Source organism: Sulfitobacter sp. L-8, assembly GCF_056859255.1.
The window spans coordinates 49,129-69,933 of the sequence record NZ_JBSXOD010000046.1; the positions used below are offsets into that span (position 1 = coordinate 49,129).

Sequence of the window (20,805 nt, forward strand, 5' to 3'; positions counted from 1 at the left end):
TTCGCGGCCTTGACGCGCATGACGTAACGTTGATTGTGATCTTCTATGGCGGGCCAAAGCGCAGTCGACGGCGGTCCGATACGGGGGGATTGATGTCAAACTTCAGACAACGCGAGATACTTGAGCTGGCGCGCAAGGAAGGGAAAGTCACTGTCGATGGTTTGGCAGAAATCTATAATGTCACCGTACAAACCATCCGCCGTGATCTTTCGGAATTGGCCGACAGCGGTCGCCTTGAACGGGTGCACGGTGGTGCTGTCATCCCGTCGGGGGTGGTGAATATCGTCTATGATGAACGCCGCCGGCTTAACGAAGACGGCAAACGGGCAATTGCAAGTCGTTGCGCCCAAGCCATCCCTCATGGCGCGTCTGTTTTCATGAACATCGGCACCAGTACAGAAGCCGTGGCCCGCGAGCTGCTGGATCATGACAACCTGTTGGTGGTGACCAACAATCTTAATATCGCCAATATTCTGGCATCCAACCAAAGCTGCGAAATCATCCTGACAGGGGGTGTTTTGCGCCGCGCAGATGGGGGAATGGTCGGCGGTCTGACTGCGGAAATGGTCCGGCAGTTCAAGTTCGATTTCTCCGTACTGGGATGTTCTGCCATAGATGCGGACGGCGACCTGCTGGATTTTGATGGACAAGAGGTATTGGTCAGCCGCACTGCCATCGGACGGTCGCGCACCGTTATGGTCGTGGCCGATCACCTGAAGTTTCAACGCAAGGCACCATTGACCATCTGTTCACTCAAGGACGTGAATATTCTTTTCACCGATATGCCGTTGCGGAACGGGTTAAGCGGCGATTGCGCCGGTTGGGGAACCGAAGTGGTAACGGCCTAGCCGATGACCCAGCGGCACAGCGGATTTAATCCTACAAAGCCCGCCAGCAGCGGCGGGTGGGTGTATGTGCTTCCCTCTGTCGTGGTGCTGGGGGTGGTAGGGCTCATCCCGCTGATTACCGTCGTCAACTATTCCTTGTTCGAGATTTTCACGTTGGAATCGCGGTTCTGGGTGGCAACAGAATGGTACAAGGCCCTAGTGACGTCATCGCGATTTTGGGCCAGCTTTGGCCGCAGCTCTTTATTCTCGCTTTTGGTTCTAAGTATACAAATCCCGCTTGGCATCGCCCTCGCCCTGAGCATTCCCAAACGGCGATTGTGGGCGGGGTTATCCTTGGCCGTGCTGTCCCTGCCGTTGCTGGTACCGTGGAATATGATCCCGGCCTTATGGTTAAGCCTGCTGAACGCCGACACGGGTATTTTAGGTCAGCTCCTTACCCACTATGGCTGGCCGGTGGCATGGAAGGATTATACCGTACTGACATGGATCGTGATCCTGGCCATGGACACATGGCATTGGACAAGCCTCGTGGTGATCTTGAGCTATTCCGCCCTCAGCACCATCCCGGCACCGTATTATCAGGCGGCGGCGATAGACGGCGCGCGCCCGTGGCAAGTGTTCCGGCATATTCAACTACCAAAATTGCTCCATGTTTTGCTAATGGCGGTTCTACTGCGCTTCATGGACAGCTTCATGATCTACACCGAGGCGTTTCCCATCAACGCCGGTGGCCCCAACGACGCAAGCCTGTTCCTGGCCATCGATCTGGGCGAAGAAATCAAGGCCTTTAACTACGGCCCATCAGCGGCGCGTTCGGTATTATATTTCCTGATCGTTTTGACGATTGCGTGGTTGTTCGTAAAAGCACGGGCCGGGCTGGATGACCCGCAGCCGGGACGCGTATGATGCGGGTGCCCCACCGGGCGCTGGCGTGGTGCAAGCTGGTGCTGTTGCTGGCGTTCATGATCTTCACGATTTTGCCGTTGGTACAGATGACGGCGCTCAGTTTCATCGTCACCCTGCCCCGACCGGGCGTCACTGTCGGCGACACGACCTTGCGCAACTTTGCCAATATCATCAAAGACCCCGCCTTGCGTTCGGCCTTTGGTAATTCCATCGCCTATGTACTTATCAATATCGCCCTGACCATCCCGGTGGCCCTGCCCGCAGCATATGCCTTTGCCCGCCTGTCTTTCGTCGGTGACAAACATCTGTTCTTCAGCTTTATCGCGTTCCGGATCACCCCACCGGTGGTACTGACCCTGCCGGTCTTTCAACTGTTTTCGACGCTGGGGATCGTGAATTCGGTGTTCGGCATCGCGTTGGCGCATACCTTGTTCAACTTGCCCGTCTCGATATGGATATTGCAGGGATTCATAGCGGCTGTGCCAAAAGAGATGGACGAGACCGCGTTTCTGGATGGGTATTCCCGCCCGCGTTTCATTTGGAAAATTCTGCTGCCGCAAATCGCGCCGGGCATCGCGGTGACCGCTTTTTTCTGCTTCATGTTTTCGTGGGTAGAGGTCGTCTTTGCCCGCATCTTAACGACGACCAATGGCAAACCGATCAGTATGGCGCTAAGCGCGATGTTTGGTTTTCAGACCGATATCGGGTTGGTCATGGCGTTTACCCTCGTTTCGATGCTTCCCGGTGCGGTGTTGTTGTTCGCGATGCGCAACCACCTTTCTCGGGGGTTTAAGGTCGGTCAGATTTAGCGACTATCTGCCCTGCCGATCGCCTGACGCGACATTCGGCGCGTCACCACCAGGCGGTTTATGAACGCGATGACAAACAAGCCGGTCAATATCAGCACAATCGTCGGAGCCGGCGCGCTGTCGATGAAAAAGCTGAAATAGGTACCCGCGAACATGGATGCTGTGCACACGGCCACAGACACGATCAACATTCGCCCAAAGCTGCGCACCACCAGAAAGGCGATGGCCCCGGGGGTAATGAGCAACGCCACCGCCAATATCAAACCGGTCGCTGTCAACGTCGCCACGATGGTCAAGGACAAAACCGCCAGCAGCCCATAGTGCAATGTCTTGGTGTGCAGCCCGCTTGCCTGAGCCTGAGCAGGGTCAAACGCATGCAACAGCAGGTCTTTCCACTTGACCACAAGGGCACCCGTAACGAAGACCGAGATTATGCCAGTGGTCCATAGGTCGTCGGGGCCGACGCCCAGCATGTTGCCAAACAGGACGTGATCCAGGTGTTGATTGGTCGTGATCGACGTGTACATGATGATCCCGATCCCGAACATGCCAGAGAAAACGACCCCCATAACCGTATCCTGCTTTACCCGGCTGTTATGGCTTAGATAGCCTGTTAACAATGCGCAGGACATCCCGGCCGCAAATGCACCGATGATCAACGGGATTCCGGTGATCCATGCCAATACAACGCCGGGCAGCACCGCATGGCTGACTGCATCCCCCATCAGCGCCCACCCTTTGAGCACAAGAAAGCACGACAACAACGCCGCAGGCGGGGCCACCAGCAACACCACCCAAAACGCGTTCTGCATGAAGGGAAACTGAAACGGAAACAGCAACGTGTCGATCATGAGGACACCTTATCGCGCAAGGACTTCAGGGTATCGGCTGCTTTGCGGCGTGCCGCCAACACGCCGTGCTTGGGGGCAAGGACAAAGGCCAGCAGGAACAGAACCATTTGCATCGTGACGATGACACCCCCTGTGGCACCATCCAGAAAATAACTGGCATAGGCCCCGAGGAAACCGGTAAGCGTGCCGATTGCCACCGATACCACGATCAGCCTTGGGAACCTGTCACACAACAGATAGGCCGTGGCACCCGGCGTCACGACCATCGCGATCACCAGAAACGCGCCCACCGTCATCATCGCGGCGACGACAGCCGCCGAAAGCAACATGAAGAACACGGCCTTTAGCAGGTCGGGTTTCAAACCGATCGACCGCGCATGATTTTCGTCGAAGAAGGTGACCATCAGATCTTTCCACTTCAGCAAAAGCACAGTCAGACAGATGGCCCCGATGATCGTAAGCTGCACAATATCCTGCGGGGTGATGGCAAGGATATTTCCCATGATGATGGTCTGGATGCTGACTGACATCGGCGAAAGCGACACCATGAACAGGCCCAGACCGAAGAACGACGTAAAGATGATACCGATGATGACGTCAATCTTCAGACCGGACCGCCCAGACAGGAACAGCATTGCTCCGGCGGCCAACCCCCCGGCCAGAAATGCGCCAAGTGCAAAGGGTAGCCCCAGCATGTACGCGCCGGCAACACCCGGAACGACCGAGTGGCTCAGCGCGTCACCGATAAGCGACCACCCCTTGAGCATGAGATAGCACGAGATGAACGCGCATACTGCACCGACCATCGCCGACACCCACATGGCGTTGAACATATAGCCATATGCGAAAGGCTCGATCAGTTGGTCGATCATGGGTTTTCCTCGGGGGGTGTCACGCGCTCCCCGTAATGCACGAACGGACGTTCGTCGTCGGTGATAATGCGGAGCTCCCGACCGTCATCGTCATCGTGCAAATCAGTCCCGCCAAGGGTGAATTGACGCAGGACGCCGCCGAAAGCGCTTTCCAGATTGTCATGGGTAAAGACGGTTTCGGTTGGCCCATAGGCCAGCACCGTGCCCTTGACCAGGACGGTCCGATCACAGAACTCGGGCACTGAGCCGAGGTTGTGAGTGGACACCAACATGACCCGGCCTTCATCCCGCAATTCGCGCAGCAGACCGATAATCTGATCTTCGGTCTTCACGTCGACACCGGTGAACGGTTCGTCAAGCAGGATCACCTTGCCATCCTGGGCCAGAGCACGGGCCAGAAACACCCGCTTGCGCTGGCCGCCTGAAAGCTCTCCGATCTGTCGGTGGCGATAGTCTGTCATATTCACCCGACGCAGAGCGTCCGCGACGGCCGCATGGTCCGCAGCCTTTGGGCGACGCAGAAACCCCATGTGACCATAGCGCCCCATCATCACCACGTCCTGAACCAGCACCGGAAAGGCCCAATCGACCTCTTCGGATTGCGGCACATAGGCCACGAGGTTTTCGCGCAGTGCTTGTTTCACGGATTTTCCCAGCAACGTGATATCGCCTTGCGCTGCCGGCACAAAGCCCATGATCGCCTTGAACAGCGTGGACTTGCCCGCCCCGTTCACCCCGACCAGCGCAGTGATCGTTCCGCGCGGAATGTCAAAGCTTGCGTCGTACAGCGCGGTGTGCCCGTTTCGATACGTCACGGTCACGTTGCTGACCACAATGCCCCCGGTGTCAGTAGTCGGGTCCGTCGTCTTTGCGGCCATGGTTGCCAAGATCATACGCTGGATCCATTCACTTGAGGTTGTCGGTAAGCCCGTCGACGACGGTCTGGGATGTCACACGCAGCAAATCCAGATAGCTCGGCACTGGTCCATCAGGGGTGCTCAGGCTGTCGACATAAAGCACGCCACCATAGGCGGCACCGGTTTCACGGGCGATCTGCTCCGCGGGTGAGGTGTTGACGGTGCTTTCGCAAAACACCACCGGGATGTCATGATCCCTGACCGCGTCGACCACCTTGCGCACCTGCTGTGGGGTTCCGGTCTGGTCGGCGTTCATCGGCCACAGATAAAGCTCTTTCATACCGAAATCCCGAGCCAGATAACTGAACGCGCCCTCGCAGGTTACCAGCCACCGCTGGTCCTCTGGAATCTGGGCGATCCGATCCCGCAGCGGTGCTATGGTGGCGCGAATTTCATTTTTATAAGCCTCTGCGTTTGAACGATACTTTTCGGCATTCTCGGGATCATATTTGGCGAAGGCAGTGGCTATGTTATCGACGTAGATCAGCGCGTTTTCCAAACCCATCCACGCATGGGGGTTGGGCTTGCCTTCATACTCCCCCTCTCCGATCGAAATCGGAACGACGCCCTGGGTCAACGTGACAGAAGGAATGTCGCCAAGGTTGGAAAGGAACTGTTCGAACCACCGTTCAAGGTTCATGCCGTTCCACAAGATCAGGTCGGCCCCCACGGCCCCTACTATATCGCGCGGGGTCGGTTGGTAGCCGTGAATTTCTGCGCCGGGCTTGGTTATCGAAACCACGTCGACCGTATCACCGCCGACATGTTTCGCCATATCCGCAAGGACAGTGAACGTTGTCACGACCTTGAAGTCCGCGCCGTACACGGGCAACCCAGCTGTGAGGGCAATAATGGCAGATGCGACAAGCGTGCGTTTCAACATTGGTATTCTCCTCACCACGACGGATCCTATCTGTTAATGCGAATTATTCGCAAATGTCAAATATGCAATTGATAATGACTTGCATCAACTTGCGAAAGCCCCCCTGCTCGCTTAAAGTCGGGCAAGATAAAATGGTGAACACTTTGAACAATGAACCCGACTTTAAACAGGTCTTGCGCGACGCCGGGTTACGCGTAACGCCGCAGCGTGCGTCGGTCATAACCATCCTGTCCGAAACTGATGACCACCCCAACGTCGAAGAGCTTTACGAGAAAGTCCGTAAGCTGGATGACACTATTTCCGTGGCCACCGTGTACCGTACCCTGTCGGTGCTCGAAAATGTAGGGCTGGTGCGCAAGCTGGTGTTGAACGATGCCCCCGCCCGGTATGAAATGATGCCACCGACCAATCACGATCATCTGGTGGACCTTGAAAGCGGCGAACTGGTGGAAATACCGGGCACAGATATTGCAGATGTCATGAACCGTGTGGCCTCGGAACTGGGGTACGAGATCGTCAGTCACCACACCGTCATCCGTGCACGCAAACGTTAAATCGCTTCGTCAGGCACCAAAGATCGGACCATCGCAGCCGCGCCGGCGGCTATGGTACGCAGGATGACGTCATCTGGGATATCGCGATTCAACCAGTCGCGCATCGGGCCAAAAGCCGACAGGAACACTATCAAGTTCGCCACTATGTCCAGGCGCTGATCGTTTTCGTTCAACCCCAGACGCACGACCAACTGGTCGGCTAGATCCTTCATCACCGCAAACTCTCGCGCCTGAAGTGTGGCGCGGTCCTGCGCCTGCATGTGCGGGACGCTGCGATACGCCAGCAGCGTTCCATCACGTTTGGTGGTCCAGCTTTCGCGAAAGTATTTTTCAAACGCCGCCTCCAGCGAAATGGAGGGGTCCAACAGAATGACCGGCAACGTCAGGGCATCTTCGCGAAACCAAAGCTGGTTCAGAAGGCGGCGCAAGATGTCATTCTTGTTGGCAATATAATCGTAGATGCTGGCCTGATTTACCCCTGACCGTGCACAAATATCGCGAATGGTCGTCGCAGCGAAACCTTTTTCAAGAAATAGGCTTAACGCAGCATCACAGATTTGTTCCCTTCGGTTCTGGATCAGCGACTGATTTTGAACACTGGTGATATCGGCTTCGACCAACACTTTCGTGCGCAATGCATGCAGCCGATCCATACGATCAGGGGATAGGGTGGTGTCGGGCATACAGGCTTCCTTTTCACAAAAACCTATCGCCTTTCGATATTCGGAACAATAACGAACCACGACCCCTGGATAAACCAAAACCCCCGCCGATGCGTGACATCGACGGGGGTTAAAGCAGCTTAAATTGGTAGGGTCAGTCTATTCACCAAGACTTAGCGCGACAAAGCGCGGGTCGCCTGCGCGGCGTATCAGCAACAACAGCGATTTGCGCCCGGCGTCGCGGGCAGACTTAACCTGATTTTCCAGCCCATCAATTGTTTCGACCGCTTCCTGTCCGGCTTCGGTGATGATGTCTCCTATCCGCAGCCCCTTCTCAAAGGCTTCCGATGTTTCATCAACTTCGGTCACAGCAAGACCGGTTGTTGCGTCATCCGCACCAAGCTCGGCCCGGATGTCGTCGGTCAACGGGGTCACGGTCAGACCCAGCAGCGATTTACTGGCCGGAGCCATCGGCGCGTTTTCGGTGTCCGAATTCTCCGCGGGCATACTGGCGTTTTCGGCATCTTCGCGGCGGCCCAAGGTAATTTTCAGGGTTTGCGACTTACCATCGCGCAGAATGGTGACACGTACTGCAGCGCCGACGGTGCTGTTGCCGACCTGACGCACCAGCCCGCGCGTATCTTCGACATCCACACCGGCAAAGCTAAGAATGATATCGCCGGTTTTCAGCCCGGCTTCTTTCGCTGGTCCTTCGGGGACATCGGTAATCAACGCACCGGACGCTTTGGCAAGGCCCATCGCATCCGCAACGTCCTGGGTCACGTCCTGAATGCGCACGCCCAACCAGCCCCGGCGGGTTTCGCCGAATTCCTTGAGTTGATCGACAACGCGGGTCACCACATTGGATGCCATCGAAAACCCGATGCCGATGGACCCGCCATTAGGCGACAAAATAGCAGTGTTCACGCCGATCACTTCGCCGTCCATGTTGAACAGTGGGCCGCCCGAATTACCGCGGTTGATCGCGGCATCGGTCTGGATATAGTCGTCATAGGTGCCGGAAAGCGCACGGTTGCGTGCCGACACAATACCAGCCGAAACCGAGAACCCCTGCCCCAGTGGGTTACCCATCGCGATCACCCAGTCACCGACGCGGGCCGCGTTGCTGTCGCCAAAGCTGACAAACGGCAAAGCATTGGGGGCTTCGACTTTGAGAAGGGCGATATCGGTGTTCGCGTCCGTACCGATCACGGTCGCCTTCAGTTCTTCGCCGGTGAAAAATTCGATCGTGATCTCGTCTGCGCCATCAATGACGTGATTGTTGGTAACGACAAACCCGTCCTCGGAAATCACGAACCCCGATCCAAGGGCGGCGGATTTGCGGGGTGCCGGGGGGGCACCATCGTTGTTGCGGTCACGAAACTCCTTGAAGAAATCCTCGAAGGGGGATCCTTCGGGGACGATGCCGCGGGGGCCGGTCCGCCCCTCGACCGTTGTCGAAGTGGTGATATTCACCACCGAGGGGCTGATTTTCTCGGCCAGCGGTGCCAAGCTTTCAGGCTTTGCCAGAGCCATGACCGATTGCAATAAAACAAAGGCCAGTGCCAACATACCCATCATTAAATATTTGAGGTTGGGCGTCATTGCATCGGATTTCGACAGGGACACGGCCTTTGGCTGCATGCATCATCTCCAGATCATAAGACGGGCGTAGGGGCCCAAGAATGGTTCAACAGCAGAGTGCATCTGCAATTCCCCCGCCGCAAGCTGAAAGATGGGTATCTTCACGCGCATGTCAACTGGGGTTGATCCCCTGCCAAGATGTCGCGGGACATTTACCTTAAGATTTCCGACGTTTGGTTACCCTGATATAGATTTTGACGTGACACAAAAAAAGGGCCGGCGCACTGGCCGGCCCTATCCAAAACAATTTCGCCTCGAACCTAGTTGTTCACCGCATTGTCGTTCACCGCGTTGGGATCCGTCGGAGCGTTGTTGTTCGCTGCCCCGTTGGTCACAGCGTTGGTGCTGGCTGCACCGTTGCTTACAGCGTTGGTGTTCGCCGCCCCGTTGTTCACAGCGTTGGTGTTGGCTGCGCCGTTGGTTGCAGCGTTGGTGTTGGCTGCGTCTGTATTGCTCGGCGCGTCGGACGGCGCGGTGCGATTGGTAAAGCCCAGGTAGTCGAAAAATTCGCTATTCGGTGACAGAACCATCGACGAATTTTCACCTTTGAGAGCTTGTTCATACGCGCTCAGAGAACGGTAAAATTCGAAGAATTCCACATTTTTACTGTAGGCTTGCGCGAAGATCTTGTTCCGCTCGGCATCCGCCTCACCTTCGGTGATGCGTGCATCACGTCGGGCTTCAGACAGGATTTCTTCATAGGTACGATCCGCCAGAGCAGTCACGCGGAGAGCCGCTTCACGTCCGCGGGCACGTTCATCCGTGGCCTCGCGCGCGCGTTCCGCAATCATCCGCTGAAGCGTCGCGTCAAAGTTCTGCTCGGGCAGATTGGTCTGGCGCAAACGCACGTCCACAACGTCCAACCCCAAGGCCTGCGCCCGGGCGTCCGAACGCTCCCGGATCTGATCCATCAAGGCAGAGCGTTCCGGAGACAGAATAGTGTTCGACGTCACACCCTGCGATCCGAGAACCGCACGGATCTGACCATCCAGAATACCGTTGAGCTGGATTTCAGCCTGACGGCCGCCGTCGACACCCAAAGCCTGACGGAACTGGCGCACGTCGGCGATACGATACAGAACAAACGCATCAACCTCGAGCCGGCGATCATCGGCGGGCGTGACTTCGATCATCGGGGTTTCCAGCGACAGGATACGGTCGTCGTAACGCACAACCTCGTCCAGAAGTGGAATCTTGAAACCGATGCCGGCTTCCTCGCGCACCTGCTTGATTTGGCCGAACCGCAGCACCAGAACCTTTTCACGTTCATCAACGATGTAAATCGAGGACAAGGCAGCAATGAGGGCAATGATCACGACAGGAATGATAATGTTGAGTTTACGCATCAGTTTGATCCTCGATTATTGTTACGAAGCTCGTTGAGAGGCAGATACGGCACGACACCCTGCGCGCTCCCCTCGCTCCCTTTTTCAAGGATAATCTTGTCGACATCACCCAACACTTTTTCCATTGTCTCAATATACAGGCGTTTGCGTGTAACTTCCGGGGCAGCGTTGTATTCCGTCAACACAGCCTCGAACCGGCTGGCCTCACCCACGGCGTCATTCACCACCCGCGCGCGATAGCCTTCCGCGGCTTCCAGAAGCTGGGCGGATTCACCACGTGCTTCGGCGGTGCGGCGGTTCGCGTAAGCATCAGCCTGACGTTCGGCGCGGTCACGTTCCTGCTCGGCGGCCTGAACATCGCGGAACGCGTCGATAACGGATTCCTGCGACACGCGACCTTCGTTGTCGGTGATGGTGACGGTCTGCCGCGGCGGATCCACCTTGTTGAAGTTGACACGAATGATGTTGATGCCGGTCTGCCGGTTGTCCAACGTGGACTGGATCAACTCGCGCGCATTGGCTTCGATCGCAGCACGGTCACGGTTCAGGATCGGTGCAAGCTCTGACTGAGCAATGATTTCGCGCATCGCGGATTCCGAAATCGCGCGGACCGCGACCTGAGGATCACGGAGCGAAAACTTGAAGTTGCGGGCATCCTTGACGTTCCAGACAACCTGGAAATCGATATCGACGATGTTTTCATCGGTCGTGAGCATCAGGCCTTCGTTGTCATCGCCACCGCGCCCCGCGCCGATGGTCTCTGCCCGGTTGGTGGTGACATCGAAAACCTCGGCAGTCACGAACGGCCAAGGGGCAAAGTTCAAACCTTCGGTACCGACACCCGAAAACTTACCTAGAAACAGTTCGATCGACTGTTGTTCTGGACGGACCGTATAAAAGCTGGCCATCCCCCAGAGCACGACAGCGGCCAAAGCCCCAAGACCGACGGTGCCACGGGTAAGCCGCGGGCCGTTGCCCATTCCGCCACCGGATGGACCACCGGCTCCATTGCCGCCGCCCTTGCCACCCATCAGAACGCGCAACCGTTCTTGGCCTTTTTTCACAAGATCGTCTATCTCTGGTATCTGCGGCTTGTCCGAGCCGGGGCCACGATTGCCCCCCGTGGGTCGGTTATTGCCTGGCTTTTTCTGGTTATCACCAGAATTGCCCCCGCCTGAGTTTCCTCCGCCGCCCCAAGGACCGCCTGTATTTCCAGTCATTAATTCTTCCCTATTATGGCCATGCCATTGGCCTCGTCTTATTCAGATTTGGACATGATTGCCCAGAAATCAAGCAGTGCGTGTTGGGTTACGCATGGTTACCAGTTCTTCAGACATCGTCGGGTGCACAGCGCAGGTCGCATCGAACTGCTCTTTTGTAAGCTGTGCCTTGACGGCGATGCCGACCAACTGAATGAGCTCGCCCGCGTTCGGTGCCACGATGTGACACCCAAGAACGACACGTGTCGCCTTGCTGACGATCAGCTTCATCATGACGCGTGTTTGCTTTTCAGCGAAGGCCGTCTGCATCGGTCTGAACGACGTAGAATAGACCTCGATCGGCTCTTGCTCGGCGGCTTGTTCCTCTGTCAGGCCGACCGTGCCGAATTCAGGCTGGGTGAACACCGCAGAAGGTACCAAAAGGTGATCGACCGGGGTGGGCACCCCGCCAAACACCGTCTGCACGAAAGCCATGCCTTCGCGAATTGCAACCGGGGTCAGGTTGACGCGGTCAGTTACGTCGCCAATAGCGTAAATCGACGGTACCGCGGTCTGGCTGTATTCGTCGACCTTTATCTCGTTGCGGCGCCCAAGTTTTACCCCGACGTCTTCCAGTCCCATGTTGTCGGTGTTCGGCACACGGCCAGTCGCGAACAACACCATATCGAAATACTTCTCTGCACCATTGGTGGACTTGACCCAAATCGGGCCCAGCGCACCCGCGCGTGAAACGTCGGCGTGTTCATTCAGCTCACCGGGACGCGAGGCCAAAGCCCCTGTCGCGGCGTCAGAATGGCTTGGCATCGGGACTTTTTCGCGTTCGCTTTCCAGGGCCATTTCAACGATGCTCGTACCGCAATGAATATCAATGCCCGCGGTCCGCATCGAATCCGCGATAAGCCCGCGCGCTTCTTCGTCAAAGCCCCGCAAGATTTGTGCGGCGCGATTGTACATCGTTACCTCGACGCCAAACCCGTTCAGAATTCCGGCAAATTCGCAGCCGATATACCCACCCCCGACTATAAGGATGGATTTGGGCAGGCTTTCGAGGTGAAAGATATCGTCAGAAACGATGCCCAGGTGCGCATTCGCCAGATCAGGGCGGATGGGCCGCCCGCCCGTCGCCACAAGAATGTGCTTGGCGGTGCGGGTTTCGCCGTTTGCCAATTCGATGGTATGCGCACCCTTGACCCGGGCGCGCTGATCGAACATTTCAACATCGGTGTTTGCCAAAAGCTTGCGATAGACCCCTTCAAGGCGGTCCAGTTCGCTGTTCATCCGGTCCTTGAAAAAATGCCAGTCAAAGGAACCGTGCTTAATGTCCCAGCCAAAAAATTTGGCTTCATCCACCGTTTCGGCATAGCCCGAAGCAAAGACCATCAGCTTCTTCGGCACGCAACCGCGGATGACGCAGGTTCCGCCATATCTATCGTCTTCGGCCAAGCCTACCTTGGCCCCGTATTCACCCGCCGCGACACGTGCCGCGCGTACGCCACCTGAACCTCCGCCGATGACAAACAGGTCGAAGTCAAAATCACTCATATGGTCGGGGCCTTTCCAGCTTCAGTCGCTAAGGTCGGAGAACAGGTTGTCGGTTTCGACGAAATCCAGACGATCACGGTCGACCGTGCCCTCGTTGATATCTCGGACTTCGACACGGCCATCGCCATACCCGATGACAACCGCATCACAGATATCAATGAACAGCCCGTTTTCAACCACGCCCGGCATTTGGTTCATCACCAGGGAAAGCTGACGCGCGTTGCCGATCCGGTTCAGGTGCAGGTCCAGAATGTAATTACCTTCATCCGTGACAAAAGGAATGTCGCCATTCATGCGCAATGTAGAAGTACGGCCCAGTACATCCATCGAAATCAAGGTTTCCTCGACCAGAGCCTGGGTGGTTTGCCACCCGAAAGGAATGACCTCGACCGGCAGCGGAAACGCCCCGAGAGTTTCGACTTCCTTGCCGATATCAGCGATCACCACCATCTGGTCAGACGCTGTTGCCACGATCTTTTCTTGCAGCAGGGCACCGCCGCCGCCCTTGATCAGGTTCAGCTCACCATCGAATTCATCCGCACCGTCTATGGTCAGGTCCAACCACTTCGCCTCATCCAGGCTGATGACCTCGATGCCGACCTCGCGCGCCAGCTGCGCCGTCCGCGTCGAAGTCGGGACACCCTTGATCCGCAACCCGTCGTCACGCACCATCTCTCCCAAACAGCGTACCAGCCAGGCGGCAGTAGACCCGGTACCCAGCCCGACGCGCATCCCGTCTTCTACAAATTGCGCAGCGCGTTTAGCGGCGACAAACTTCGCCTTATCGATAGGAGACAATTCTCCGGCCATAGTTGCGACTCCTCGTTGATCGGAGCCCTTATAGCGGTGGCGGGCGTCACGCGCGACCCCTGAAAACCGTGTTATTTATCGACTATGCGTTCAACTTGGTTACCATAGCGACAGGTTCGCCGGATAAACGCTGGCCGACAGTGGATAACACCGGGGCGTGGGCTATGTCGTGCAGACAAATATAATTGCTCGCGGGGCGTAACGATGCTGCAACTGACCAATCTGCCAATGCCCGCGGTGGTAGACAAAACTGTCGTAAGCCTCGCCGGTCTTGGCACTGCACTCCCGCCGCACCAGCTCTCTCAGTCCATGGCGAAAACCTATGCAAAAGCGTTGCTTGGCCCGCGATACACCCATTTTGACCGGCTTGCGCCAGCGTTCGAGAATGCGGGCGTCGACACGCGCTATCTGGTACAACCGGTAAGTTGGTACGAACGCGATCATAGCTGGTCCGAACGTGGGAGCGCCTATCTTGAGACCGCGCCCGACCTTTTCATCCACGCGGCGCGGTCAGCTCTGGCCGATGCCGGGGTCGCTGCGGAAGATGTTGACGTAATTGTTACTGTCTCATCCACCGGCATCGCGACTCCATCGCTCGAGGCGCAGGCATTCAAGGCCATGGGTTTTCGCAATGATGTGCAACGTGTGCCGGTGTTCGGGTTGGGTTGCGCCGGCGGTGTCAGCGGCCTGTCACTGGCAGCGCGGCTTGCCAGCACCCGTCCGGGCCAGACGGTACTTATGGTTGCGGTGGAAACATGTTCTTTGTCGTTCCGCACGGACCGCCTTCAGAAAGCCGATATCATCGCAACCGTGCTGTTTGGCGACGGTGCCGCCGCGGCAGTCTTGCAGTCAGGACCCGCGGTGACCGCTGGCAGGGTCACACTGGGCGAAGGGCAAGAATACCTGTGGCCTGACACCCTGGCCATCATGGGCTGGGATGTGGACGATAACGGCTTGGGCGTCGTGTTTGACCGGTCCATTCCCGGTTTTGTCGAAAGTCACTTTCGCGAGGCGGTGGAGGCGATGCTCGACCGCGCCGATCTGACATTAGGGGACGTCGACCGGCTGGTGTGCCACCCCGGCGGGGCCAAGGTGCTGGAAGCAATCGAGGCCACGATGGGACTTGCACCCGGCAGCCTTGATGCGGAACGCGACACCCTGCGCGCCCAAGGAAATATGTCCGCGCCAACGGCGCTGTTCGTTCTGGACAAGGTGCTGAAGTCAGGCCAGTCCGGTCAGCTGGCCCTGTGTGCCCTGGGGCCGGGTTTCACTGCGTCGATGCTGCCGCTGACGGTGGCCCCGTCGTGACCATTGGCACCTTTTCATTCCTGGCCTTTATTGTCTTGCAGCGCTTGGGTGAACTCGTACTGGCCAAACGGAACACGGCGGCGTTGCTGGCCCGAGGCGCACACGAAGCCGGTGCCGGGCACTATCCGGTTATGGTCGCGCTCCACACCGCATGGGTGCTTGGGTTGGTGGCGTTCGGGTTTGGCGAACCCATCAATGCGATCTGGCTTGCGGTCTACGTTGTACTGCAATTCCTGCGCGTCTGGATATTGGCGACCCTCGGCCCGAGGTGGACAACACGGATCATTGTCATTGACGAACCGCTGGTCGCAAAAGGTCCGTTCCGGTTCTTGCCGCACCCCAATTACACACTTGTAGTATTCGAGATTTTCGTCGCGCCCATGGTATTGGGCTTGCTTTGGCTTGCCGTGCTGTTCAGTGTCTTGAATGCCCTGATGCTCTATCATCGCATCCGGGTCGAAGATCACGCCTTGCGGCGCAGCTAGCTCCTGCCCTATTTCGCAAAGCTCCGCTATCAGCGAGATTATGTCGTTTTCGTTCGTGCCGAAAAATTTTAATGAGGTACGACACCGACATGAAACCCTATATTCTCCACTACGCCCCGGATAATGCATCCGTTATCGTTCGCATGGCTCTTGATGCGATAGGGCAGCCGTTTGACGCCGTTTTGGTGGACCGGTCGCGTCACGCCCAAACGTCGCCGGAATATCTAAAGCTCAACCCACATGGCCTGATCCCCGTGCTGCAAGGCGCAGCGGGGGCGATGTTTGAAACGGGTGCCATTCTTTTGTGGCTGAACGATCGGCATGGCGAACTGGGCCCTTCGGTCACCGATCCGGCCCGCGCCGATTTTCTCAAGTGGCTGTTCTTTGTCTCGAACACCCTGCATCCGGCCTTGCGGATGTGCTTTTACCCCGAGAAATATACAGGGGATCAGGCGGCACACCAACTGGCGCTGTATCAATCCACGTCGAAAGCCATCCAGACCCACCTCGGGACGCTTGACCTGCGCGCGTCCCAGGGACCTTTGCCGTTGGCGCTTCAGCTTTATCTGGCAGCCCTGTTGCGGTGGTGCGCGCTGTATCCGATTGACCGCGATCGCAGTTGGTTTGCACTGGCGGACACCCCACATTTGCACGCCATGTGCCGTGCCGTCGAACAACTGCCCTGCACCGCCGCGGCGCAAGCCGCCGAAGGGCTTGGCCCGAACCCATTTACTGCGCCGGTTTACGCCGCGCCTGAAAAAGGTACCGCTACCTGATGTTCTTGTCCGTGTTCGATATGTTCAAAGTGGGGATCGGCCCATCGTCTTCTCATACCATGGGTCCGATGGTGGCCGCAGCGCGCTTTCTGGACCTCATGCGGGCCTCGCCTTTCAACTTTGCCGGACTGCGCGCATCGTTGCACGGCAGTCTGGCCTTTACCGGTGTGGGTCACGCCACTGACCGTGCCACGATACTGGGTCTTGCCGGGTTCACGCCCCATGATTACGACCACGAGAAGGCCGAGGCCGTGCTTGCCCAGATACACAGCACCGGGCAGATTGCCCTACCTGACCTCGGGACCCTGAAATTCGCGCCCAAGACCGACATGATCTTTGACTATGAAACCAAGCTGACCGGTCACGCAAACGGAATGATGCTGATGGCCACGGACGCCCAAGGCGATGTCACCTTGCGTGAAACCTATTACTCGATCGGCGGTGGTTTCGTGATGACCGAAGCTGAACTGGCCGCAGGCAAGGACACGGACGAAGGTGCGCCGATCCCCTTCCCGTTCAAATCGGCTGCCGAGATGCTTGAGATGGCAGACAGGTCGGGGAAAACCATTGCGCAGATGAAACGGGCAAACGAAGAAGCGCGCGGCGGTGCCGTCCACCTGCGCGACGGAACCAGGCGACTGTGGCAGGTGATGAACGATTGCATCAATCGGGGCCTTGAGACCGACGGGATCTTGCCCGGCGGCCTGAACGTCAAGCGCCGCGCCAAAGACATCCATGACGCGCTGTTGGCTGAACGGGGACAGAACCACCGCGCGCCCCACACAATCAACGACTGGATGAGCGTTTACGCCATGGCGGTGAACGAGGAAAACGCCGCAGGTGGTCAGGTGGTCACAGCGCCTACCAATGGAGCTGCAGGCGTGATGCCCGCAACCTTGCGGTACTATCTCGATCACGTTCCCGGCGCATCCCAAAGCCATATCGAAGACTTCCTGCTTACCGCCGCCGCCATCGGTGGGCTGGTGAAGTTCAATGCGTCGATATCGGGAGCCGAAGCCGGATGTCAGGCCGAAGTTGGCTCGGCTGCTGCGATGTCTGCGGCCGGGTTGTGTGCGGTGATGGGGGGCACGCCCGCGCAAATCGAAAACGCCGCCGAAATCGCGCTCGAACATCATCTGGGTATGACGTGTGATCCGGTGCGCGGCCTGGTGCAGGTACCCTGCATCGAACGCAACGGCCTTGGCGCGATCAAGGCGGTGTCCGCCGCATCGCTTGCCCTGCGCGGTGACGGCACGCATCTTGTGCCGCTGGATGCCTGTATCGAGACCATGCGCCAGACCGGTGCGGACATGTCTGAAAAATACAAGGAAACATCGCTTGGCGGCCTGGCTGTGAACGTCCCGAATTGCTGACCTGACGCTACGGAACGGCCCAAGGCAACGCTTGACCCCGCGGGGTAACTGCCACAATCTGACGTCTGTCAGGCAAATGGGCGGGAGCGGCACGATGGACTTACAGCAGGCAATGCAGGAACGGCGCAGCATCAGAGGTTTCAAGAAAGACCCGGTTTCGCGCGAACTTCTGGAAGAAGTGATTGCGCTTGCAAACCGCGCTCCGTCGTCGATGAACACGCAGCCCTGGCACTTGCACGTGCTGACCGGAGAGCCGCTGGAAAAAGTCCGCGAAGGCAATTCGACCCGCATGTTGCAAGGCATTCCCCCGGTGCGCGAGATCAGCGACCATGGGGCCTATGCCGGGGTGCACCGCGACCGGCAGGTCGGCATTGCCAAGCAACTATTCGCGGCCATGGGCATCGAACGAGATGACAAGGAGCGCCGGCAAGACTGGGTCATGCGCGGATTTCGCCAGTTCGACGCACCGGTTTCCATCGTGGTGTGCTTCGACAAGTCGCTCGATGATAACGGCACCATCGCGCATTTCGATCTGGGTGCGGTGACCTATGGCCTTGTGCTTGCGGCATGGAGCAAGGGTCTGGGGTCCGTCATCAATGGCCAAGGGATCATGCAGTCACCCGTCGTGCGCGAGCATGCACAGATCCCTGACGATCAGGTTATCATGACCTGTGTGGCACTCGGCTGGCCCGACGAAAGCTTTTCGGCCAATGAGGTGGTATCTACGCGTCGCCCGGTTGAGGAACTGGCCCGCTTCGTCGGCTTTGACGACTGAAGTCCGGGGGCGATCGCGACGCTACAGCACCTGATGAGCGACCATCCATCGACGCAAGCCTTCCACGTTTGGGGAAAGTCTGCACTTCAAAATCAGCCGTTGACGTTGGCCCGCACTTCGTAACCGCGCTCTTCGGGTTCATCGTCCACCAATTCCTGCGGGAACCCGTCGGCGAGGATCTTGAGGCCCGTGGCGTCTTCAAGCCTCTCGATGATCCGGTCGGACTGGGCCCGCATGCCATAGCGTTTCTGGCCATCCGCAATGATGTCGATGATCATGGGCGATATTTCGAGCGGGACCGAAAACTGATCGGCGAGCTTTTGAAACAACCCGATGTCCTTTTGCACCAGATCCATCGTGAAATTCACATCGCGCGCCCCCGATAGTATGAGCTGGCTTTCGGTTTCATGTACAAAGGACGTCCCCGAAGACATTGAAATCGCCTGAAACGTTGTTGCAAGATCGATATCGGCGGCTTTCATCACCGTCATCGCCTCGCAGACCGAAATCAGGTTCACCGTCGCCAGGTAATTCGTCATGACCTTCAGCACCGAAGCCGTTCCCAGATCGCCCGTATGCAGGATCCGACGGCCCATCACTGTCAACAACGGCAATATCCGTTCGAACGTGGGACGGTCACACCCGGCGAAAATACTGATGTTGCCGGTATCTGCACGGTGACACCCACCCGAAACCGGGCAATCGACCGCCGCACCGCCCGCGTCGATGACCGCGCGGCCCAGACGCGCGATTTCAGCGGCGTCGGTGGTCGACATCTCGAGCCAGATTTTGCCTGGTCCGACATGCGGCAGCATGTCCGCCATGACCGCTGCTGATGCGGCAGGGCTTGGCAGACACGTAATCACCACGTCGCACACTTGCATTAGGTCGGCGGGTGTCATGCCGTCCTTCGCCCCCTTGGCCACCTTGCCTGCAACCAACGCCGGGTCGAGGTCGTGCACATACAGGTCAACGCCGTTGCGCAGCAGGCTCCCGGACAATTTGCCGCCCACATTGCCCAGGCCGATAAATCCTACCTTCATGTCGTTCGCTTTCCATTGTTGTTTGGACCAGTGAACCTTGACACGCTGCAAGGTGCCCGCCTGTTTGCGACGGCGTACCTTCTGTCTGCGCACCGTCGGCCTGTCGGTGCGCGGGGGACGATGACGGTGCAATCACGCACAGATGGCGTTCGTCGTCCGCGTATTGCGGTGATACCGTGCGGTTCCTATCTTCGGGGCAAGCAATCAATGGAGAGCATACCATGTCGATCCGACCTACATTGGAAACCCGCGCCGCAAAGCAGACCCTGGAAGGCGCAGGTGTCAAGCTTTACCGCGCGTTCGGGTTTCAGGACCCATCAGAGCTTGACCCGTTTCTGCTGTTCGACGACTTTCGCAACGAGCGTCCGCAGGATTTCGAGAGGGGCTTTCCGTGGCACCCCCATCGCGGCATCGAAACAATCACCTATGTGCTGGAAGGAACAGTGGACCACGGGGATTCGCTGGGCAACGTCGGCACACTTGGCGCGGGCGACGTGCAGTGGATGACCGCAGGGTCAGGTATCTTGCATCAAGAGATGCCCCACGGAAACGCCAAAGGCCAGATGCACGGGTTCCAGCTTTGGGGTAACCTGCCCGCGTCACAGAAAATGACCGCGCCCCGGTACCAGGACGTGACGTCGAGGGATATCCCGGTGGTCACCGATGACGACGGTACCACCGTACGTGTGATCACCGGAGAATTCTGGGGAAAGAAAGGCCCGGTCGACGGCATAGCAGCCGATCCTCAATATCTTGATATCACTGTTCCGGCAGGCGTGCGCAAAACCTTCAGGATCGACACATATCGTCGGGCCTTCGCCTATGTGTTCCAAGGTGAGGCGGCGTTTGCTGATGCGTCGGCACCTTCAGGCGTGCTGCTGGAAAAGGAAATCGCCGGGGCCGAGGTAAATATCCGCGACTTGAGCGGGGATCGCACATTGATCCGCTTTGGTTCCGGTGACGAAGTAACCATGCAAGCCGGCCCCGAAGGTGTGCGGTTTTTGCTGATTTCCGGTGCGCCTATCGACGAACCCGTTGCATGGCACGGTCCGATCGTGATGAACACCCAAGCTGAGTTGCGCCAGGCAATGCAGGATCTGAACAACGGTACGTTCATCAAACCCGCCCACTAGGCCCGTTAAAGACTGGATTCCGGGGCGGGGGCCTGAGGCCCCTGCCCC

At 57.7% G+C, this 20,805-nt stretch carries 21 protein-coding genes; 10 read left to right on the plus strand and 11 right to left on the minus strand.

Going from position 1 to position 20,805, the window contains the following annotated elements; genetic code table 11:
* Positions 1 to 92: 92 nt before the first annotated feature.
* The 3 genes from AC13DE_RS09750 to AC13DE_RS09760 are packed head-to-tail and all read left to right on the plus strand — an operon-like array spanning position 93 to position 2,563.
* Positions 93 to 848 (plus strand): DeoR/GlpR family DNA-binding transcription regulator, encoded by a 756-nt coding sequence (locus AC13DE_RS09750; RefSeq protein ID WP_446297934.1) that lies wholly within the window; start codon positions 93 to 95, stop codon positions 846 to 848.
* A 3-nt stretch (positions 849 to 851) separates the two neighbouring features.
* A complete protein-coding gene (locus AC13DE_RS09755) occupies positions 852 to 1,754 on the plus strand; it encodes a carbohydrate ABC transporter permease (protein ID WP_483047702.1) in 903 nt (300 codons plus the stop codon).
* Positions 1,754 to 2,563 (plus strand): carbohydrate ABC transporter permease, encoded by an 810-nt coding sequence (locus AC13DE_RS09760; RefSeq protein WP_483047843.1) that lies wholly within the window; start codon positions 1,754 to 1,756, stop codon positions 2,561 to 2,563. The genes AC13DE_RS09755 and AC13DE_RS09760 overlap by 1 nt, the downstream gene beginning before the upstream one ends.
* Here AC13DE_RS09760 and AC13DE_RS09765 read toward each other — a convergent pair.
* Genes AC13DE_RS09765 through AC13DE_RS09780 form a run of 4 tightly spaced genes read right to left on the minus strand, consistent with a single transcriptional unit; the run spans position 2,560 to position 6,086 of the window.
* Positions 2,560 to 3,414 carry a metal ABC transporter permease gene (locus AC13DE_RS09765; protein WP_483047703.1) on the minus strand — a complete coding sequence of 285 codons (855 nt, stop codon included), beginning with the start codon at positions 3,412 to 3,414 and terminating at the stop codon, positions 2,560 to 2,562. The genes AC13DE_RS09760 and AC13DE_RS09765 overlap by 4 nt on opposite strands.
* The gene (locus AC13DE_RS09770) at positions 3,411 to 4,286 is read right to left on the minus strand and encodes a metal ABC transporter permease (RefSeq protein ID WP_446297922.1); all 876 of its coding nucleotides are present in this window, start codon (positions 4,284 to 4,286) and stop codon (positions 3,411 to 3,413) included. The genes AC13DE_RS09765 and AC13DE_RS09770 overlap by 4 nt, the downstream gene beginning before the upstream one ends.
* Positions 4,283 to 5,164, minus strand: a complete 882-nt coding sequence (locus tag AC13DE_RS09775; RefSeq protein ID WP_446297933.1) for a manganese/iron ABC transporter ATP-binding protein — start codon at positions 5,162 to 5,164, stop codon at positions 4,283 to 4,285. The genes AC13DE_RS09770 and AC13DE_RS09775 overlap by 4 nt, the downstream gene beginning before the upstream one ends.
* A 28-nt stretch (positions 5,165 to 5,192) precedes the next feature.
* Positions 5,193 to 6,086 (minus strand): metal ABC transporter substrate-binding protein, encoded by an 894-nt coding sequence (locus tag AC13DE_RS09780; protein ID WP_483047704.1) that lies wholly within the window; start codon positions 6,084 to 6,086, stop codon positions 5,193 to 5,195.
* 134 nt (positions 6,087 to 6,220) lie between these two features.
* Here AC13DE_RS09780 and AC13DE_RS09785 point away from each other — a divergent pair, with 134 nt between their 5' ends.
* Positions 6,221 to 6,640 carry a Fur family transcriptional regulator gene (locus AC13DE_RS09785; protein WP_446297932.1) on the plus strand — a complete coding sequence of 140 codons (420 nt, stop codon included), beginning with the start codon at positions 6,221 to 6,223 and terminating at the stop codon, positions 6,638 to 6,640.
* On the opposite strand, the gene AC13DE_RS09790 is transcribed toward AC13DE_RS09785, so the two are convergent.
* The 6 genes from AC13DE_RS09790 to rpiA all read right to left on the minus strand — a co-directional run bounded on the left by AC13DE_RS09790 (position 6,637) and on the right by rpiA (position 13,864).
* Complete coding sequence (locus tag AC13DE_RS09790) at positions 6,637 to 7,323, minus strand: TetR/AcrR family transcriptional regulator (protein ID WP_483047705.1); 687 nt, start codon at positions 7,321 to 7,323, stop codon at positions 6,637 to 6,639. The two genes, AC13DE_RS09785 and AC13DE_RS09790, sit on opposite strands and share 4 nt — an antisense overlap.
* 138 nt (positions 7,324 to 7,461) lie before the next feature.
* Positions 7,462 to 8,946: a DegQ family serine endoprotease gene (locus AC13DE_RS09795; protein WP_446297919.1), complete on the minus strand. Its 1,485-nt coding sequence runs from the start codon at positions 8,944 to 8,946 to the stop codon at positions 7,462 to 7,464.
* A gap of 260 nt (positions 8,947 to 9,206) precedes the next feature.
* Entirely contained in the window at positions 9,207 to 10,292 is a 1,086-nt protein-coding gene (gene hflC / locus AC13DE_RS09800) for a protease modulator HflC (protein WP_483047706.1), read from the minus strand.
* Complete coding sequence (gene hflK / locus AC13DE_RS09805) at positions 10,292 to 11,512, minus strand: FtsH protease activity modulator HflK (RefSeq protein WP_446297917.1); 1,221 nt, start codon at positions 11,510 to 11,512, stop codon at positions 10,292 to 10,294. The genes hflC and hflK overlap by 1 nt, the downstream gene beginning before the upstream one ends.
* A 69-nt stretch (positions 11,513 to 11,581) precedes the next feature.
* The gene (locus AC13DE_RS09810; RefSeq protein WP_483047707.1) at positions 11,582 to 13,054 is read right to left on the minus strand and encodes an FAD-dependent oxidoreductase; all 1,473 of its coding nucleotides are present in this window, start codon (positions 13,052 to 13,054) and stop codon (positions 11,582 to 11,584) included.
* A 21-nt stretch (positions 13,055 to 13,075) separates the two neighbouring features.
* Entirely contained in the window at positions 13,076 to 13,864 is a 789-nt protein-coding gene (gene rpiA, locus AC13DE_RS09815; RefSeq protein WP_446297915.1) for a ribose-5-phosphate isomerase RpiA, read from the minus strand.
* 204 nt (positions 13,865 to 14,068) lie between these two features.
* On the opposite strand from rpiA, the gene AC13DE_RS09820 reads away from it, so the two are divergent.
* From AC13DE_RS09820 to AC13DE_RS09840, 5 genes are all read left to right on the plus strand, one after another.
* Positions 14,069 to 15,172 (plus strand): type III polyketide synthase, encoded by a 1,104-nt coding sequence (locus tag AC13DE_RS09820; RefSeq protein WP_446312507.1) that lies wholly within the window; start codon positions 14,069 to 14,071, stop codon positions 15,170 to 15,172.
* On the plus strand, positions 15,169 to 15,657 hold the full coding sequence (locus AC13DE_RS09825; RefSeq protein WP_446312506.1) for an isoprenylcysteine carboxyl methyltransferase family protein: 489 nt from the start codon (positions 15,169 to 15,171) through the stop codon (positions 15,655 to 15,657). The genes AC13DE_RS09820 and AC13DE_RS09825 overlap by 4 nt, the downstream gene beginning before the upstream one ends.
* 89 nt (positions 15,658 to 15,746) lie before the next feature.
* Complete coding sequence (locus AC13DE_RS09830) at positions 15,747 to 16,433, plus strand: glutathione S-transferase family protein (protein WP_483047708.1); 687 nt, start codon at positions 15,747 to 15,749, stop codon at positions 16,431 to 16,433.
* The gene (locus AC13DE_RS09835; protein ID WP_483047709.1) at positions 16,433 to 17,806 is read left to right on the plus strand and encodes an L-serine ammonia-lyase; all 1,374 of its coding nucleotides are present in this window, start codon (positions 16,433 to 16,435) and stop codon (positions 17,804 to 17,806) included. Before AC13DE_RS09830 ends, AC13DE_RS09835 begins: the two co-directional genes overlap by 1 nt.
* A gap of 94 nt (positions 17,807 to 17,900) precedes the next feature.
* A complete protein-coding gene (locus tag AC13DE_RS09840; protein ID WP_446297910.1) occupies positions 17,901 to 18,581 on the plus strand; it encodes a nitroreductase in 681 nt (226 codons plus the stop codon).
* Between the two features lie 92 nt (positions 18,582 to 18,673).
* Here the strand turns inward: AC13DE_RS09840 and AC13DE_RS09845 are convergent, their stop codons facing one another.
* A complete protein-coding gene (locus tag AC13DE_RS09845) occupies positions 18,674 to 19,624 on the minus strand; it encodes an NAD(P)-dependent oxidoreductase (RefSeq protein ID WP_483047710.1) in 951 nt (316 codons plus the stop codon).
* Positions 19,625 to 19,845: 221 nt separating this feature from the next.
* On the opposite strand from AC13DE_RS09845, the gene AC13DE_RS09850 reads away from it, so the two are divergent.
* Complete coding sequence (locus AC13DE_RS09850; RefSeq protein WP_446297909.1) at positions 19,846 to 20,757, plus strand: pirin family protein; 912 nt, start codon at positions 19,846 to 19,848, stop codon at positions 20,755 to 20,757.
* Positions 20,758 to 20,805 lie beyond the last annotated feature (48 nt).

Coding starts and splice junctions, on each gene's coding strand:
- AC13DE_RS09780 (WP_483047704.1), bottom strand. CDS start 6,086: ATGTTGAAACGCACGCTTGTCGCATCTGCCATTATTGCCCTCACAGCT.
- hflC (WP_483047706.1), bottom strand. CDS start 10,292: ATGCGTAAACTCAACATTATCATTCCTGTCGTGATCATTGCCCTCATT.
- hflK (WP_446297917.1), bottom strand. CDS start 11,512: ATGACTGGAAATACAGGCGGTCCTTGGGGCGGCGGAGGAAACTCAGGC.
- AC13DE_RS09810 (WP_483047707.1), bottom strand. CDS start 13,054: ATGAGTGATTTTGACTTCGACCTGTTTGTCATCGGCGGAGGTTCAGGT.
- AC13DE_RS09765 (WP_483047703.1), bottom strand. CDS start 3,414: ATGATCGACACGTTGCTGTTTCCGTTTCAGTTTCCCTTCATGCAGAAC.
- AC13DE_RS09775 (WP_446297933.1), bottom strand. CDS start 5,164: ATGGCCGCAAAGACGACGGACCCGACTACTGACACCGGGGGCATTGTG.
- AC13DE_RS09850 (WP_446297909.1), top strand. CDS start 19,846: ATGTCGATCCGACCTACATTGGAAACCCGCGCCGCAAAGCAGACCCTG.
- AC13DE_RS09770 (WP_446297922.1), bottom strand. CDS start 4,286: ATGATCGACCAACTGATCGAGCCTTTCGCATATGGCTATATGTTCAAC.
- rpiA (WP_446297915.1), bottom strand. CDS start 13,864: ATGGCCGGAGAATTGTCTCCTATCGATAAGGCGAAGTTTGTCGCCGCT.
- AC13DE_RS09840 (WP_446297910.1), top strand. CDS start 17,901: ATGGACTTACAGCAGGCAATGCAGGAACGGCGCAGCATCAGAGGTTTC.
- AC13DE_RS09750 (WP_446297934.1), top strand. CDS start 93: ATGTCAAACTTCAGACAACGCGAGATACTTGAGCTGGCGCGCAAGGAA.
- AC13DE_RS09845 (WP_483047710.1), bottom strand. CDS start 19,624: ATGAAGGTAGGATTTATCGGCCTGGGCAATGTGGGCGGCAAATTGTCC.
- AC13DE_RS09755 (WP_483047702.1), top strand. CDS start 852: ATGACCCAGCGGCACAGCGGATTTAATCCTACAAAGCCCGCCAGCAGC.
- AC13DE_RS09795 (WP_446297919.1), bottom strand. CDS start 8,946: ATGCAGCCAAAGGCCGTGTCCCTGTCGAAATCCGATGCAATGACGCCC.
- AC13DE_RS09760 (WP_483047843.1), top strand. CDS start 1,754: ATGCGGGTGCCCCACCGGGCGCTGGCGTGGTGCAAGCTGGTGCTGTTG.
- AC13DE_RS09835 (WP_483047709.1), top strand. CDS start 16,433: ATGTTCTTGTCCGTGTTCGATATGTTCAAAGTGGGGATCGGCCCATCG.
- AC13DE_RS09790 (WP_483047705.1), bottom strand. CDS start 7,323: ATGCCCGACACCACCCTATCCCCTGATCGTATGGATCGGCTGCATGCA.
- AC13DE_RS09830 (WP_483047708.1), top strand. CDS start 15,747: ATGAAACCCTATATTCTCCACTACGCCCCGGATAATGCATCCGTTATC.
- AC13DE_RS09820 (WP_446312507.1), top strand. CDS start 14,069: ATGCTGCAACTGACCAATCTGCCAATGCCCGCGGTGGTAGACAAAACT.